The sequence below is a fragment of the Listeria sp. ILCC796 genome, assembly GCF_900186175.1.
GTDB classification, from domain to species: Bacteria; Bacillota; Bacilli; order Lactobacillales; family Listeriaceae; genus Listeria; species Listeria goaensis.
In genome coordinates this window covers 311080-327739 of the sequence record NZ_FYBV01000002.1, presented here as the reverse complement: position 1 = coordinate 327739, position 16660 = coordinate 311080, and the positions used below count along the sequence as shown (strand labels likewise).

Annotated in this window: 17 protein-coding genes; 11 read left to right on the top strand and 6 right to left on the bottom strand. The window is 37.9% G+C overall.

Going from position 1 to position 16660, the window contains the following annotated elements; translation table 11 throughout:
* The first annotated feature begins 16 nt into the window (after positions 1–16).
* From CFS04_RS04295 to CFS04_RS04285, 3 genes are all read left to right on the top strand, one after another.
* A complete protein-coding gene (locus CFS04_RS04295) occupies positions 17–718 on the top strand; it encodes a WxL domain-containing protein (protein WP_088809377.1) in 702 nt (233 codons plus the stop codon).
* A gap of 69 nt (positions 719–787) precedes the next feature.
* The gene (locus tag CFS04_RS04290; protein ID WP_088809376.1) at positions 788–1507 is read left to right on the top strand and encodes a WxL domain-containing protein; all 720 of its coding nucleotides are present in this window, start codon (positions 788–790) and stop codon (positions 1505–1507) included.
* 62 nt (positions 1508–1569) lie between these two features.
* Positions 1570–2589: a DUF916 and DUF3324 domain-containing protein gene (locus CFS04_RS04285; protein ID WP_088809375.1), complete on the top strand. Its 1020-nt coding sequence runs from the start codon at positions 1570–1572 to the stop codon at positions 2587–2589.
* Positions 2590–2610: 21 nt separating this feature from the next.
* Here CFS04_RS04285 and CFS04_RS04280 read toward each other — a convergent pair whose 3' ends face one another.
* Together CFS04_RS04280 and CFS04_RS04275 are read right to left on the bottom strand one after the other, a co-directional pair.
* Complete coding sequence (locus CFS04_RS04280) at positions 2611–3258, bottom strand: FusB/FusC family EF-G-binding protein (protein WP_088809374.1); 648 nt, start codon at positions 3256–3258, stop codon at positions 2611–2613.
* Positions 3259–3347: 89 nt separating this feature from the next.
* Entirely contained in the window at positions 3348–3605 is a 258-nt protein-coding gene (locus CFS04_RS04275; RefSeq protein WP_088809373.1) for a CD3324 family protein, read from the bottom strand.
* Between the two features lie 233 nt (positions 3606–3838).
* Here CFS04_RS04275 and CFS04_RS04270 point away from each other — a divergent pair, with 233 nt between their 5' ends.
* On the top strand, positions 3839–4186 hold the full coding sequence (locus CFS04_RS04270) for a helix-turn-helix domain-containing protein (RefSeq protein WP_088809372.1): 348 nt from the start codon (positions 3839–3841) through the stop codon (positions 4184–4186).
* Positions 4187–4293: 107 nt separating this feature from the next.
* Here the strand turns inward: CFS04_RS04270 and CFS04_RS04265 are convergent, their stop codons facing one another.
* Positions 4294–4890 carry a competence protein ComK gene (locus tag CFS04_RS04265; RefSeq protein WP_088809371.1) on the bottom strand — a complete coding sequence of 199 codons (597 nt, stop codon included), beginning with the start codon at positions 4888–4890 and terminating at the stop codon, positions 4294–4296.
* 232 nt (positions 4891–5122) lie between these two features.
* Between CFS04_RS04265 and CFS04_RS04260 the strand changes: the two genes are divergently transcribed.
* The 4 genes from CFS04_RS04260 (at position 5123) to CFS04_RS04245 (ending at position 13084) form a co-directional block, all read left to right on the top strand.
* A complete protein-coding gene (locus tag CFS04_RS04260; RefSeq protein ID WP_088809370.1) occupies positions 5123–5359 on the top strand; it encodes an IDEAL domain-containing protein in 237 nt (78 codons plus the stop codon).
* Positions 5360–5507: 148 nt separating this feature from the next.
* Complete coding sequence (gene addB, locus CFS04_RS04255; protein ID WP_088809369.1) at positions 5508–8987, top strand: helicase-exonuclease AddAB subunit AddB; 3480 nt, start codon at positions 5508–5510, stop codon at positions 8985–8987.
* Positions 8984–12664, top strand: coding sequence for a helicase-exonuclease AddAB subunit AddA (addA, locus tag CFS04_RS04250; protein ID WP_088809368.1), 3681 nt, complete (start codon positions 8984–8986; stop codon positions 12662–12664). Before addB ends, addA begins: the two co-directional genes overlap by 4 nt.
* A gap of 57 nt (positions 12665–12721) precedes the next feature.
* Positions 12722–13084 carry a YisL family protein gene (locus tag CFS04_RS04245; protein WP_088809367.1) on the top strand — a complete coding sequence of 121 codons (363 nt, stop codon included), beginning with the start codon at positions 12722–12724 and terminating at the stop codon, positions 13082–13084.
* Between the two features lie 48 nt (positions 13085–13132).
* Here the strand turns inward: CFS04_RS04245 and CFS04_RS04240 are convergent, their stop codons facing one another.
* Positions 13133–13939 carry a Cof-type HAD-IIB family hydrolase gene (locus CFS04_RS04240; RefSeq protein WP_088809366.1) on the bottom strand — a complete coding sequence of 269 codons (807 nt, stop codon included), beginning with the start codon at positions 13937–13939 and terminating at the stop codon, positions 13133–13135.
* A 135-nt stretch (positions 13940–14074) separates the two neighbouring features.
* Here CFS04_RS04240 and yjfP point away from each other — a divergent pair, with 135 nt between their 5' ends.
* Both yjfP and CFS04_RS04230 read left to right on the top strand, forming a co-directional pair.
* Complete coding sequence (gene yjfP, locus CFS04_RS04235; RefSeq protein WP_088809365.1) at positions 14075–14827, top strand: esterase; 753 nt, start codon at positions 14075–14077, stop codon at positions 14825–14827.
* Positions 14828–14901: 74 nt separating this feature from the next.
* Positions 14902–15210 (top strand): metal-sulfur cluster assembly factor, encoded by a 309-nt coding sequence (locus tag CFS04_RS04230; protein ID WP_088809364.1) that lies wholly within the window; start codon positions 14902–14904, stop codon positions 15208–15210.
* Between the two features lie 41 nt (positions 15211–15251).
* On the opposite strand, the gene CFS04_RS04225 is transcribed toward CFS04_RS04230, so the two are convergent.
* Positions 15252–15596 (bottom strand): PTS lactose/cellobiose transporter subunit IIA, encoded by a 345-nt coding sequence (locus tag CFS04_RS04225; protein WP_088809363.1) that lies wholly within the window; start codon positions 15594–15596, stop codon positions 15252–15254.
* A 130-nt stretch (positions 15597–15726) separates the two neighbouring features.
* Here CFS04_RS04225 and CFS04_RS04220 point away from each other — a divergent pair, with 130 nt between their 5' ends.
* Positions 15727–15918, top strand: coding sequence for a bZIP transcription factor (locus CFS04_RS04220; RefSeq protein ID WP_088809362.1), 192 nt, complete (start codon positions 15727–15729; stop codon positions 15916–15918).
* A gap of 456 nt (positions 15919–16374) precedes the next feature.
* Here the strand turns inward: CFS04_RS04220 and CFS04_RS04210 are convergent, their stop codons facing one another.
* Complete coding sequence (locus tag CFS04_RS04210; protein ID WP_088809361.1) at positions 16375–16641, bottom strand: hypothetical protein; 267 nt, start codon at positions 16639–16641, stop codon at positions 16375–16377.
* Between the last annotated feature and the right edge of the window lie 19 nt (positions 16642–16660).

Below are 16660 nucleotides of genomic sequence, written 5' to 3'. Positions count from 1 at the left end.
AAAGGAGAGATTTTTGATGGAGAAATTATTAAAAGTAGCAGCAATTAGCGTTATCGTAGCAGGAGGAATAGGGTACGGGACAGAAGCCTTTGCGGCTGATGTAACGTCTAAAGGGGACATTACTTTTACTCAAAATACAGATCCAGGAAAACCAGAAGTTCCAGGAACAGGTGAAGAAATTGATCCAGGAACGCCAGCGCCAACTCCTGGGCCGCTAAGTATTAACTATGTTTCCAATATTCATTTCGCGGACCAAATGATTTCTGGTAACAACGAAGTTTATTATGCCAATCTAGATAAAGTAACGCTTTCCGCATCTAGTACAGAAGTGGAAGTACCAAACTTTGTGCAAGTATCCGACAACCGCGGCTCAAATGCAGGTTGGCACTTAACGGTAGAACAAGTAGGTCAATTTAAAAATGGCGCAAGCACACTAACAGGAGCAAAATTATCCTTCCAAAATGCAACGATGCAATCATCAAAAGCGACTGCAACAAACACACCGACAGCGTATTCATTTGAACTTGATCCAGCGGGCACTGCATCAGATGTTGTCGATGCAGCAGCAAATAAAGGAATGGGAACATGGTCAACATCATTCGGTGACGCGACTACAGCTGCGCAAAGTATCTCACTTTCCGTACCCGGCGACACAGCAAAAATCGTTGGGAAATATGAAGCTGAGTTAAAATGGACATTAACTGACACTCCTGCTTAAAACGGTCAAAAAGTCGCGCGGAAGACCCACTTTCGCGTGACGCCATTTTAAAGGAAGGGAGAAGCGTAGATGTGTAAACTAAAATGGAGCATGAGTCTCCTTACCATACTTGTCGGCTGTATGACTTTTTCCGGCAACGCTTTCGCTGTAGGCACAGAAACAAATGCAGATGTCACGTTCCAAGCTGATGATACAGGAGTCACACCACCAATTGATCCAACCGATCCTGGAGCGGATGTGACACCAACAGAACCTGTAAATCCAACAAGTGGCGCGCTTCGCATTGATTTTGCTGCGGCATTAAATTTCGGTACACAAAAAATTTCTGGAGAAGCCAAGAACTATAACGCGCTTTATACAGAAGTAACAACCGCTTTAGGTGGAAAGAAATACGTACCAAACTTTGTGCAAGTAACAGATAATCGCGGCTCTAATTCTGGTTGGTCACTTTCGGTTTCGGGCACTGAATTTGTTTCAGCTAGCCATGCTGTTTTAGAAGGTGCTGCCCTTACAATGTCAGGGGTTCATCTCACCTCCACTATGGATTCTAAATTTACACCAAGCGTTGTTGCAACAGATGTAACTTTAAATGCGTCAGGTCAAAATTTAGTCACTGCTAGAGAAAATGAAGGCATGGCAACATGGGCAATCGCATTTGGTAACCTTTCAGGAGCGGATGAGTTGGCAACTAATCCTAACGTATCACTCCACATTCCTGCTGAGGCAAGGAAAATAGCAGGCGAAACATATACGTCAACGATAACATGGACCCTTGAAGCGACACCATAAACAGAAGGGGGAACGCAAAATCCCCCTTTTCCCAAAAGAAAGGGTGGCTAAGGAGTAAAAATATGAAAAAATTTTTAGCAAGCATTTTAATAAGCCTATTAGGCCTAGGAATTTGGCTAGTTCCTTCTCATGCTGACGCAGCTTCGACGATGAACTTCTCAGTAACAGCCGTGATACCAGATAACCAAATCGATAAATCAAAAACATACTTCGATTTGAGAATGAAACCGGGTGAGACGCAAGCCCTCGAGGTCGTCGTAACAAACGGCCTAAATCGCACCATCACAATTGAAAGCCATGCTAACACAGCCGTAACGAATGATAATGGGATTGTCGACTACAGCAATACGAAGCCCAATTTAGATAAGAGTTTGAAAACCCCATTTTCCGAAATTGCCAAAATGGACGAAGAAATAACAATCCCAGCAAATGGTACAAAAACTGTTAAAGTGAACGTAACCATGCCAAAAGAAGAATATGACGGACAAATTCTAGGTGGACTTCATTTTACTGAAAAACTAGATAAAGAATCGGAAACAGAAGAGGAAGGCGTACAAATTAAAAATTTATATGCCTATGTTATTGGCGTTTTACTGACAGAAAACGACACTGAAGTCAAGCCAGACATGCAACTAGGTGACATTAATCCAGCGCAAATTAATTACCGCAATGTGCTAAAAGCGAACTTGCAAAATACGCAGCCAGTAATTCTAACAGATTTAGAAGTAAAAGCGCGAGTTACTAAAAAAGGCCGCGATAAAACATTACATGAAACAAATAAAAAAAATATGCGTCTCGCTCCAAACTCTAACTTCAACTATGGTATAAATTGGGAAAATCAAGAGTTTAAAGCGGGCAAATACACCCTCCACATGACCGCTAAATCCAATGAAAACGAGTGGAAGTGGACAAAAGACTTTGAAATCAAAGGCGATGAAGCGAAAGCTTTGAACAATAAAGCAGTGGAACTAGAAAAAGACTATACAATGTGGCTCATTCTAGGCGCCGTCTTGTTAGGCATTATCTTGCTTATCCTTGTGTTCTTACTTGGCAAGCGTTCTAGTCGTAAAAAAGATAAGTAAAGCGAGCCTTTTTGGCTCGCTTTACTTATTTCCCCGAACATATTCAAATAAGAAATCTAATTTTTCAGTGTCCGTGATATGCGCATTGCAAGTTGCCTCATCTTGGCAAATATAGTTGCTAAGCGCTTTGTAATTATGATTTTTCGTATCCGTCTTAACATCTACTGTAAAAAGTCCAACAGCCCCCATATGGTGACAAAAATGACAAATGCCTTTTTGCGGGCTAGGTAGGAAACTTCCGGACAAGCCGCGCATTGTCCCGTCAATTTCACGAACAATAAATTTTTTCATACTTCCTTTATCGTACCAACTTAAATAAGTCAGGTGTGAAAAATCAGCAGGACTTAAATGAGGCGGATGAAGTTTCTTCGCTTTTTTAAACAGTTTTTTTAATTGCGCATCTGTAGTAGCGCGAAATGGAATGCAATAAGGCTCAAGCGAATCTTTAAAATGCGTATAATCCGACTCGTTTTTTATAGAAACAAGAGGTTTCAAAAGCTCTAATTGGTCTGTCATTAAAGAGTCAAATGCTTTTTCAGCTTTGTTTAGCGAGTAATATGCAAATTCTTGCTTTACTTTAATATCATTTACTCTTTGCTCTGCATCAAGAACATGTTTCGCTTGCCGTAAAATTTGATTTAACACGTGATTTTCGATAAATGCTTCCATATAAAATCACCTCCAATCCTTATTTTACAACGAAAGAACACTTAAAATATAGTCTAAGAACATTTTATAGTCAAATAAAGCAGCTGACTTTATTTTCGATAAACAATATTTTTGATAGTGCTTTCAGATAAAAAGTATTTTTCAGCAAGTTCTCGAATCGTAGAACTGCTCTCAAAATCCTTCTTTATCAGTGCATTTCGTTCTTTTAGCCGCAGATTAATTCCAGACTCGCTTCCCCAAGCCTTTTTTGACCGTACAGGGATATAAAGAAATTCTCCATCTACATATTTTTGAATTTCAAGAATTAATTTTTCAGGTAATATATTTTCAACAGTTTGATACTTCATAAGGCTAGCTCCTTTATTATTTAATCCATAATAAGTAGCAAAGCCCAGTATTGGCGATTAAGAATAATCCATACAAAGAATCGCCATTTTCAGGCTTTGCATGGAACAGCATTACATTAGCAGACATGCTGATCACCTCCTAAATTTAAAAATAATTTTATAAAAGTAGCTAACAAATGTCGAATTCTTTTTCTGACATTGCTATAATAGAAAGTAGAAAAGAGGTGGTTGAAGTGGATTTTGGTGAAAAGTTAATTAATCTACGAAAGAAAAATAGACTAACACAAAAAGAACTTGCTAAGAAAATTGGTGTGACACCTTCAACAATCAGTAAATATGAAAGCGCAACACATAAACCACCAATTTTTATTTTAGCCAAATTAGCAGAAACACTAGGGACAACCACAGAATTTTTGCTTGACGATGTAGCAGGTTTAAGAGAAAAAAATTCTGTCAATGCATTCCCGCTAATTGGAAATCCAGAACTAGAAAAATGGTATTTAGAACTACCATACTCGTTTTCTGAAAAAGATTTGCAGTTACTTAAAGATATTTCAAGTGCTATTGAAAACCAAAAATAACGATACATCGAGGTATTCAACATATAGTTGAATGCCTATTTAGTTTACCATATACATACTCGAACGATTATGTTATTGGTGGAGTTATTTAAAACTCCACTATTTTTTTACTCTATGAATGGATTATGCGGCCCATTTTTGGGCGATGTTTTGTACGATGTGAAAGGTTCAGCCACAATTCCAGATGGTGGAAAGAATGCATTATTATACGGGAATTGTGTTTCCATCATACGCATCTTCTGCGAGAACTTCATGTGTAACATAGATGTACGTGCAACTTGATTATTAAAAGAGGAAATCGAAACATCAATTTTAATCATTTCAAAATTAGAAAACTGTACAAGTGTCTGGTTATCTTTTGTCCCGTGGTATTCTTTAATATGTTGCGGAAAAACCCAAATGCAGTTTGGATTTGTTGGTGAAGCTGTCGGAAAAGTATACGTAAATGAAATAGGATCAATAATAATTGGCGGCTTATGAGTGATGCCTATTAGATGCTTAGTTCCTTCCCTCCTACCATCATAATTCGCACCGAAAAACTTGCAACTGGTTTTAATTAACTCAAATGGGGTAAATTTAGAAATAGAGTCAGACCCAATTTCAATTACCCTCGAAAAAAGTGGACCTCCGGCCGAGTGTGGCAAAATAATCATCGTATGTGGATTCACCTCATAGATTTGTTTCTCTGCTTTCTTGTTTTCCATTTTCATACATCCCTTTCTCGTGATAGTCTTTTTTAATTATGTAAAGAAGTAGTTCACTTCAAAACACCAATGTTAAGGAGTTACTATTTTTTCGTAATTATAGCACAGAAAAAAACGGGAGTCAGTATATTTTGGGAAAGTAGAGTTTTGGAGCAGTACAATGATTTTTGAAGCCAAATTGTGAATTTTCGGAGTTGTTTTCGCCATATAGTAGTGAAAGGAGTGATTAGTCGTGGAAATGCGAGATTTTTCAAACTCATTAATGAATCAAGTTGGCATTTTAAAAGGAGAAAAAGAGTTAACAAACGTCTTTATTGAGTGCTACATGACAATGCTCCTAGATCAGAGGAAAGTAGAACAGTTGAAAAAAGAAGTCGATATTGCTCTCGATAAGAAGGACGAAAAAAGTTTTATAGAGCTTACAAATAAAATAAATGAAATTCAAAAGGAAATGCTAGCATTTCAGTGAATTTTATGAAAAACTAAGGTAAAGAAGAATTTGCCTTAGTTTTTTTATTGTAGCGCTTAAAATTTTATAAATGGACCTCAAAATAATACTAGACGAAGTTAGTATTTTTGGTTAAAATAAAACAAAACGTATGTTCGGTGGTGAGGCTATGAGTTTACAGTTTATATCTGGAAGGGCTGGAAGCGGAAAAACAACTTTTTTGATTGAGCAACTCAAAAAAAGAATGCTAGAAAATCCCAGTGAGAATCAAATTCTCATTGTGCCAGATCAAATGACATATCAAATGGAGCGATTTCTTTTTAAACAAACCGGATTTAAAGGGATGATGAATATTCAAGTTTACAGTTTCAGCCGAGTAGCGTGGCGAGTATTACAAGAAACTGGTGGACTTTCTCGAGTATTTTTGACCCATTCTGGTATGGAGATGCTTGTACGACAAGTTGTGCAAGAAGAAGCTGGTGAGTTGAGGCTGTTTGGGAAAGCTTCTTCTAAAAGAGGGTTTTACAAAGAATTAACTAGTTTGTTCCAAGAATTAAAGCAATACGAAGTAGAATTAGCTGAGCTAAAGCAACAGTCTGAAGAAGCAAATGATTTTGCGATGCGCGAAAAACTAGCAGATATTTCATTAATTTATGAGCGTTATCAAGAAAAATTATTCGGAAAATTTCTTGAAAATGAAGATTATTTACGTTTGTTAAATGAAAAAATGGACAAAAGTCCATATGCCCAAAATGCCTCTATCTATTTTGATGGCTTCGACTCTTTTTCAAAACAGGAAATTTCAGTGATTTCAAAATTTATGGAAGTTGCTAACCAAGTGCAAATTACTTTGACTACAAGTAAGGAAGCTGTCGCTGGACAATTAAATGATTTTGATATGTTTGAATTGACCCGAGAGTCCTTATTACAAATCAGAGAAGCAGCTAATAATTTAGGAATACATGAAAAATCACTTGTGTTTTTAAATACGAACAAGCGATTGCAACACCCAGATCTTACTCACCTTGAAGCAAATTGGGGACAAAGCAGGTCTGCAAAATATGAAGGAGAAATATCTGGAATCCGCCTTCATCAAGCGAATAATAGACATTCTGAGCTAGAAGGAATTGCCCGTGAGGTGAAACGCTTAGTTCGCGAGGAAAACTATCATTTTTCTGATTGCGCCATACTGGTTCGCAATATGGCTGATTATGAAGAAACCATTTCTTCCGTATTTCGCGCCCATAAGCTACCGTATTTTTGGGATAAAAAACGTTCTATGGCAAAACATCCTTTGATTGAGTTTATTCGTTCTAGTTTAGATGCACTAAAACTAAATTGGCAGTATGAAACGCTTTTTCAGACAGTTCGAACAGAGTTTTTCTTTCCAATTGAGAAAGATATTAGTATCTACCGGAAAAAAGTAGATTTATTTGAGAACTATTTATTAGAGAATGGTATTTTTAATCGCGGACGTTTTATGAAAAGCGATAAATGGACATATCGGCGAATTCGCGGCCTTGAAACGAATGTGCAGACGCAAACGGACGCTGAACTCGAAATCGAAGAACAAATCAATGAAGTCCGTAACCTTATTCAAATTCCACTTCTTTTTCTTGAAGATAAATTGCATTCAGCTAAGACAGGAAAAGAATATGCAGAAAGTCTATTTGCTTATTTAGAAAAGCTAAATGTGGCTGAACGTATTGAATTATGGCGTGCTCGTGCAGACGAGGAAGGACTACTTGAACTATCTCGTGAGCATGAACAAGCTTGGCATGCCGTTATCAATCTCCTCGATGAATTTGTGGAATTATTAGGAGATACCGTAATTTCGCTGGATGATTTTATTGAAATTATTCAGACAGGACTTGAGTCGATGGAGTTTTCATTGCTTCCACCTTCTCTTGATCAATTTGTTGTCACGGATATGGAACATGCTCGTTTGTTAGAAGAAAAGATTGTTTTTGCAATAGGTCTTAATGATGGTGTGTTTCCGAAGAAAGTGGGCGATAAAGGCATTATCTCAGACGAAGAACGCGAAACCATGACAAATGATGGAATTGCTTTAAAACCAAGAAGCTATCAATCACTTATTCAAGAAGAGTTCATAGCTTATCGTGTATTTACAGCTGCAAGTGACCGGCTGTATTTAAGCTATCCAATTGCTGATTCAGAAGGGAAATTGCTTTCAGCTTCTAACTATGTACGTAAGATAAAAACGGTGTTTCCAACTTTAAATGAAGAGCTATATTTAAGTGATCCATCACTTTTATCAGAAAAAGAGCAAATGGAGTATATTGCGGGTGAGATGGATGCGCTAGGTTTTCTTACCGCTCAACTACAAATGTATAAGCAAGGATATAAGATTGCGCCAATCTGGTGGGATGTTTATAACATTTTTATTAAGAGTAAAAATAAACTAGCTTTACAAGTGCTTGCAAGTTTAAACTATCATAACGATACAACTAGATTGACCGAGGAGACAGCTACAGAATTGTTCGGTGATAAAATTCATGCCAGTGTTTCTCGTATGGAAAAATTTTTCAGTTGTGAGTTTCAACATTTTGCTCAGTATGGCTTGAAGCTTGAAGAAAGAAAAACATATCAATTACAAGCTGTTGATATGGGGGAAATCTTCCATGGGGCGATGGAGTGGATATCCGCTCAGCTAAAAGAACGCGGCATTGATTGGGGAGCTCTATCTGAAAATGATTGTTTGACTCTAGCTAATCAAGCGATGACTTATTTAGCGCCGAAACTGCAACATGAAATACTTCTTAGTACAAAAAGAATGGCGTATATTCAATATAAGTTGCTTCACATTATTTTACGTGCAACTAATGTGCTAAATGAACAAGCGAAACAAAGTACATTTCGTCCGCTTGGTTTAGAGGTTGATTTCGGTATTGGGAAAAGTATTCCCGCAATGAAGATTCCGTTAAAAGGCGAGCGTGAATTGTTCTTGCAAGGGCGCATCGACCGAATTGATTACGCTAGTGCAGATGAACGAAATTATCTCCGCATTATCGACTATAAATCTAGCGCACGAGATTTACAACTTCCCGAAATTTATTATGGACTTGCGCTCCAAATGCTAACTTACTTAGATATAGTCGTGACAAATGCTAAGAAATTAGTAGGAAATGATGCTGACCCAGCAGGTGTTCTTTATTTTCATATGCACAATAAGCTTGTCAGTGCCGATAGTCCATTAGATGATGAAATACTTGAAAAAGAGCTTCAGAAAAGTTTTAAGATGAAAGGAATTGTTTTAGGCGATCCTCTTGCTGTAACGCTTATGGATAACTCAATTAAAGACGGGGGAGCCTCCTTAATTGTTCCTGCCGAAATTAAAAAAGATAACACGCTTAGCGCAAGGTCAAAAACAGCTTCTAAAGAGGACTTTGATTCTATGCGGCATTTTGTTCGCCACAAATATCAGGAGGCTGGGAACAAAATTTTAGATGGGGAAGTAACAATCAATCCGTATCATTTAAAAGAAACAACGCCGTGTAACTTTTGTCCGTTTCGCTCAGTATGTCAATTTGATCCAGGTTCACAAAGTGACAAGTATCGCTATTTGGCGTCAGAAAAACCAGAAGTAATTATTCAGAAAATGAGAGAAGAAGGAGGGGAGAGTCAATGAATCAACTACCTGCTAAGCCAGAAAATGCAACATGGACTGATGAGCAGTGGCAAGCGATTCATGCGAGAGGTCAGAATATTCTAGTTGCGGCAGCGGCTGGTTCGGGGAAAACAGCTGTGTTAGTAAATAGAATTATCGAAAGGCTTCAAGATGAAGAAAATCCGTGCAATGTGGACGAGTTACTGGTCGTTACATTTACGAATGCTTCGGCAGCTGAAATGAAACATCGCGTCGGACAAGCATTAGAGAATGCCCTGGTGCAAAAACCGGATTCACTACACTTGAAGAAACAACTGGCACTTTTAAATAATGCATCGATTCAAACACTCCATTCCTTTTGTTTAGATTTAATTCGCAAATATTATTATATTGCAAGTGTCGACCCGGATTTTAGGTTGATGGACAGCATTGAAAGTATGATGTTGCGAGATGAAGTTATAGATAAGTTACTAGAGGAAGAATATGCAAAGCCAAATAATGAAGCTTTTTTCCATCTCGTGGATAGTCTGACAGACGATCGGTCAGACCGAAATTTAACAGAAGTGGTTTCGAAGCTATATGACTTTTCGAGAGCGAATCCAAATCCAGAAAAGTGGTTAAAACAGCTCGTTGATTTTTATGAAACTAAGGATTTGCAAGGGATAAAGGATCTACCATTTTATGATGAAATCATGAATCAGATTCAGTTGTCCATTCAACAAGCACTAGGTGCGCTTCAGCAAGGAATGAATATTGCCAAAATGGTCGACGGTCCAGAAAGCTACATAACAAATTTTACAGAAGATATCGCTGAGGTAGAAACGTTGACTGGACTTCTTGACGATGACTGGAACAAACTGCGCGAAGGTTTTTCTCAAGTCGTTTTCGGTCGTTTGAAGCCGCTTAAAAATAAAGAGGAAGTAGATGAACAGTTAGTAAAGCAAGCAAAAAAAGCTAGAGATCGTGCTAAGAAATATATTCAAGATGCAGCGACAGATTGGTTTAAACGTGAAGAACGAGCGTATTTAAGCGATTTAGAAAATATGAAGCCAGATGTTGCCACGCTTATTCAACTTGTTCAAAATTTCTCCGAACAGTTTTTTCGGGAAAAAGAAAGAAAAGGTGTGCTCGATTTTAATGACCTAGAGCATCTAGCGCTTGCCATTTTATCAGAAAACGATTCGCCCTCATTTGTAGCAAAAGAGCTCCAAAGTCGCTATCATGAAGTGTTGATTGACGAATATCAAGATACTAATCTAGTCCAAGAAACTATTTTGCAATATGTGACTTATTCGGGCGAAGCGGATGGGAATTTATTTATGGTAGGCGATGTGAAGCAATCTATATACCGCTTCCGTCTTGCTGAACCTACACTGTTTATGTGGAAATATGAAAATTACCGACTAGACGGAAAAGATACTGGTTTACGTATTGATTTAGCCAAAAATTTTAGAAGTCGAGCAGAAGTTCTAAATGCGACTAACTTTATTTTTAAACAAATTATGGATAAAGAAGTCGGCGAAATTGCATATGATTCGGCAGCAGAACTTGTTCTTGGTGCTAGTTTCGAAGAACATAATAATACTGAAACAGAACTGATGGTAGTAGACATGAAGAAAAAGTCGCTCGATACAGAAGAGGGCTTATCAAAGGACGAATTACAAAAAAATCAGCTTGAAGCGAGAGCCATTGCCCAGAAAGTCAAAAAGATGATAGATGAAAAATATCCTGTTTTTGATAAATCAATGAAGCAATTTCGACCAATTCGCTACCAAGATGTTGTCATCTTATCAAGAGCGATGACTAGTGCGCCTGACATCGAGGAGGCTATGAGAGAGCAAGATATTCCTTTCTATGCATCTAGCCAACGTGGTTATTTTGAAGCGGTTGAAGTGGCCGTCATGATTTCGGTGCTTAAAATTATCGATAACCCTTATCAGGATATTCCGCTTGCCTCGGTTGTACGCTCACCGATTATCGGATTATCAGAAGAAGAGCTTGCCTCTGTTAGACTGGTTAACAATCGCAGCTATTTTTTCGATGCATTAGAAGAATATGCCAAACAACCAAACCAAACAGCAGAAAAGATAAGCTCTTTTTTAGAAAAACTAGTAAAATGGCGAGAACTTTCCATTCGTGAGAATCTAACAACGCTTATTTGGCAGATTTATGAAGAAACCGGCTTTTTTGAGTTTGTAGGTGGACTTCCAGGTGGCAAAGTGCGGCAAGCCAATTTACAAGCGCTATATGAGCGGGCGGGACAATACGAAAAGACAGCATTTCGTGGCTTATTTCGATTTGTTCGTTTCGTAGAACGTTTAGAACTGCGTGGCGATGATTTTGGTACAGCGAAGGTATTAGGCGAAAAAGAAGATGTTGTTCGTATGATGACCATTCATTCAAGCAAAGGCTTGGAATTTCCAGTTGTTATTCTAGCGGGAGTAGGACGCAAATTTAATATGCGTGATATTAATAGTAAAGTATTGCTTGATAAAGACTTTGGTTTTGCATCAAGTTATACGGACGTTCAGAAACGAATTACTTATCCGACAATCATGCAACAAGTTTTCCGTAAGAAAAAAATAAATGAAATGATTGCAGAAGAAATGCGCGTTCTATATGTCGCTATGACGAGAGCAGAAGAAAAATTAATTATTGTTGGGACGATTCCGGAATGGGAAGAAACATTAGAAAACGCGTTTCAAGTAGCGAAAATGACCGACTGGGTCTTGCCGCCGAGCATTAGAGTGCAGGCAAGAACTTATCTCGACTGGATACTTCAGACGCTAATTCGGCATCCTGATTTTGCGGAGCAGGTTAATAAAACAGCAGGCGTAACACTGCCAACAGATATGAAATTGTGTGTTACGATTATTGAGAAGGAAACTTTGACAGATGATTTTGTGAATGAACAAGCCCAGCCCTATTTGCGCTCATTAGAAACGCTTGAAGAAGTCCCGCTTTCTGGCGGAGCAGAAGGGCAAATTGCTGAGATTTTTTCCTTCAAATATGAGAAGCAAGCAGCAACTGAAATTCGCTCTAAACAGTCGGTTACAGAATTAAAAAGGCAGTTTCAAATTCAAGATAGTTTTAGTGATGACCGCTTTTTGAAAACGTTAAAACAAGCTTCGCTTAAGCGCCCCAAATTTATGCAGGAAAATAAATTAAGCAGTACGGAAATTGGGACGGCAATGCATACTGTCATGCAGGCGATATCGTTTGAAGCGATACCTGATGAGGCAGAATTAGATCAACTTTTAGATGAGATGGTGGCAGAGTACAAATTAACAGAAACAGAGAGTAGAGCAATTCGTAGGCAACAAATCCTTTCTTTTTTTCAAACAGCACTTGGTAAAAAAATGGTTGAAGGGGTGGATCAATTAGCTAAGGAGGTTCCATTTGTGTATCAGCTTCCTGCTAATCGGGTGTCTGAAGGTGCAGACGACGCGGACACCATTTTAATCCAAGGTGTAGTAGACTGTATGTTAATAGAGGATGATGGGATTATTTTGATTGATTTTAAGACGGATCGTACCGAGGGGAAATATGCGTCTAGGGAGCAAATGGAGAAAACCATGCATAGCCGTTATCATACGCAATTGGAATTGTACCGGGAGGCTGTACAAGCTATCACAGGCTTGCCGGTGAAGCAAGCCTCACTGTACTTCTTTGATTCGGGAGAAATACTGGATTTTTGAGGACTACAAGCGTTCATGCTATGATAGAACATATAATAAAAGAGGAGAGGGATTTTTATGTGGGGATATTTACATTTAATATCGTGGGCGGCTATTTTTGTACTGACAATTGCGGCGTTTATCGCATATCCAAAGTCAGAAAAAAGCTTTACGATACTTGCGATGATTAATCGTGTTTTCTACTTGCTTGTTATTTTTAGTGGGATTATGATGATTCAATATAGTGTAGAGAAAGGTTGGCTCATTGCGATTTTTAAAATTTTAATGGGACTTCTTACAATTGGTGTGATTGAAATGTTGCTTAGCTATCGGAAAAAACAAAAGCCGACAGGAATGTTTTTTATATTGTTTTTTGTGGCTGTCATTGTAACGGTATCTCTTGGGTTTTACCTATCAGGTGGAGCGCCTTTATTTAATTAAAAAAGGACTAATGGAGCTCCCTAAAAGAGTTTTCATCAGTCCAGCAGTTTATAAGATATTTTCTTCTAAATAAACGGCAATACCGTCTTCTTCGTTGGAAAGTGTGATGGTGTTGGCTACGTTTTTTGCAGATGGGACAGCGTTTCCCATCGCAACGCCAACGCCAGCATAGTCCAACATTTGTAAATCATTTGATTCATCGCCAAAAGCAATGATGTCTTTTTGAGAGATGCCAAGTGATTTTGCTGCTTTTTGGATTCCAACGGCTTTATGAATGCCGTATTTTACGATTTCAACAGCTGGCCAGCTCGCACCCCAAGTGTGATGAGAAATAACATCAGCCAATTGTTCATCAAGATGTTTGCTCATTAAAGCCAGTTCTTCATTTTTTCCAAAGAAAAGTAGTGAAGTTGCGTTGGCGTTAATTGCATTTCGTATATTTCCGATGATCATGTTGTTGACGCCTAAATGAAAGGTGTCGGGCACAGTGTCATCGCTACGCTCTAAAAAAACGCTATCTTGAACTTCAGCAGCAATATTAGCAAGGGGTAGTTGATAAGAGTAATCAAGTATATCTCTTACGATATTTAAGTCGATTGCTTCGTGGTAACCATCATGGAAATTGACGTCGAGTGGGTGATGCAAAACAGCACCGTTAAAATTAACAATAGGTGTTGTAAGTTCTAGTTCGCTATAATAGAAGCTGCTTAAACGGTAAGGGCGACCAGTTGCAATCATTACTTCGTGGCCAAGGTTACGTGCTGATTCAAGAGCTACCTTTGTTCGTTTCGAGATAGTTTGGTCATCTTTTAAAGTTGTGCCATCTAAATCAAGTACAATTAATTTTTTATCCATAGTTAGCTCCTTTTAATTAAGTTGGATATTTTTTGTTAGCATAATCTACTATCATGATAGACTGTAAAAGAATCTTTGTAAATGAAAGAACATTAATAATTGGTAAGAAAAACAAATAGAAATGAGGCCGTGCAATTGATTCAAGTATTTCATGAAAAAATAAAAGATATTCCAGTTTTACATATTGTTGGCGAAAAATATAGTGCAGAAAAGATTCGAACTGTAGTATTTTATCATGGATTTCAGTCCCAAAAAGAGCTGTACCTTCAGTATGGCTATTTTTTAGCTGAAAAAGGGATTCGAGTGATTTTGCCAGATGCGAAATTTCACGGAGAACGAAAAGGGAATATTAGCGAAGAAGAGCAAGCGATGTATTTTTGGGATGCTGTGCAGGCAAATATTGATGAACTAGGTGGAATTGTTGATGAGCTTGTTGAGAGAGGACTTACTAATAAGCAAGAAGTGGGCGTTGGCGGTGTATCCATGGGAGCGATTACTTCGCTTGGAATATTAGCCAAATATGACTGGATAAAAGTTGTTGTGAGCCTCATGGGAAGTGCTTATTATGGTCATTTTGCTAAAGCGCTTGTCAAGCAGTCCGTAGAGTACGGGTTGGAATTTCCTTTTGATGTTGAAAGTAGGATTGCGGCGCTGAATCCGTACGATTTAAGTGAGCAACTTGAAAAAATAGAGAACCGTCCACTGCTTTTATGGCACGGGAAAAAAGACGATGTCGTTCCGTTCGCTTATAGTGAAAAACTGTTCCAAACATTGGTGGAACAGCAATTAGATCAGAATGTAGAATTTATTGTTGATCAAAAAGCGAAACATAAAGTGAGCATTGAAGGAATTTTAGCTGGCGTGGCGTTTTTTGAGAAGCACCTCTAGAACAACGATAGTGAAAATGATTCTCATGTATGATACAATAATTTTACAAACAGCTAAAAGGAGGTTCGTACCTAGTGGATGAGGAACTAAAAGAAAATATTATGGGTGCACTTGAACAAGTGATTGACCCTGAACTTGGAATTGATATTGTCAATATTGGTTTAGTCTACGATGTAGATTTAGATGAAGACGGTTTATGTACGGTAACCATGACGTTAACGACGATGGGCTGCCCGCTTGCTGGCGTGCTGACAGATCAGGTTCACGCAGCGTTAAGTGATATCCCAGAAGTTAAAGATACGAATGTTGAAATCGTTTGGAATCCACCTTGGACAAAGGACCGGATGTCACGTTATGCTAAAATTGCACTCGGTATCCGTTAAATAAAAAAGTGAGAGCTAGCATCTACACAGGATGCTAGCTCTCACTTTTTTTCAAGTTGTTCAATTCGTTTAACGAGAGCGGCTTCACGTTCATAAACTTTTACAAGCTTTTTAGCGAGATTTAATTCGGTGTGCGCGGTCATTAAATGATCTTGACCATGAATTAATAAAAAACTAGGTGCGGTATTTTCAGTTTCTCTTTGTGAAACTAATTTAACTTGCCAACTGTGACCGCTTTGGTATTCAACTAAACCAGCTTGTAGGTGTGCTTCTGCGGACGCAAAATCATATTTTTCGGCGGCATCAATTGCGTTAAAGGCTTCTTTTCGTGTGTTGCCACCATGAAAAATCATTTTAACAACGGCTTCCTCAGTTTTAATCCCCATAATCTCACCTCAACATATACTTTCTTTTTATTTTAGCAGAATAAAGCGAATAAATCAGCCTATAGATGGATTTAGTGAAGAGTTTTTTTGTTTATAATGAAAGTATCTAGTTAAGTAGGAGGGATTTTTCATGGAAGAGCGTTTATACGAGCTAGAAGATAAGGTTCAAGATTTAGAGCTTGAAATTTTTGAATTGAAAAAACAAGTCCATGAGCTGGAAAGTCATCCGAATGAAAGTAGGGGTTTGCTAGGCGGACAAGTGTGGGTTTTAATTCCCATTATAGCCATTATTGGCGGTGTTCTTATTACTATTTTGGATTGATGAAAAAATTTTGTAAAAAATATAAGGGTTTTTACTCGATTTTTTTGTCATTTTTAGATATTATGTATAAAGGTGCTATTTTTTTAAAAGAATTATTCTAATTGGTCACAAATTTTCCACAGTTTGTTCCCTTGCTTTTTTTGAGAAGAATAGTACAATATAAAGTATAGAGTTTTATCCTGATGAAAGCGAAATTGTATATTTTGTTTTCATGGGGATAAGACCCTATCATGGTTATAGTGGCTTTCGGTGTATCCATCTTCCAATAGATTAACGTTTGTTAATCGTCTGTTTTGACACCGAACCATTATTTGTTTTCATTCATCTCATTTGCCGTGTAGTTCTGTTTATGCCTCATCCCGTTATGCATAGACTGATGAACATGATGGCGACGCTGAATTTCTATTCAGCGTATTTTTTTTGCCATAAAAAAAGAAGAAGTATGACTTCCTCTCTTTAAAAATAATAGCTAATAATAAAACCAATGAAATTTGGGACTGCCGCAATGGCGAACATGATGCTCCACTGCATTTGTTTTTTTCGATTTGGATTGCCAGCGCGGCCACCTAAAGAGACGAAAGCAGAACAGAAAATAGAGGCGAACACGAGTAGCGCAGCGATAAATGAAAATAAGGTCGAAAGCGTGTAATTTGGTAAGATGAAGCTAGATAAAAAGATAAGAAATGCTAAACCGATGCCGGCTAAAAATGATTTTAAGTACAAAGTAGTCATCCTTTTCTAA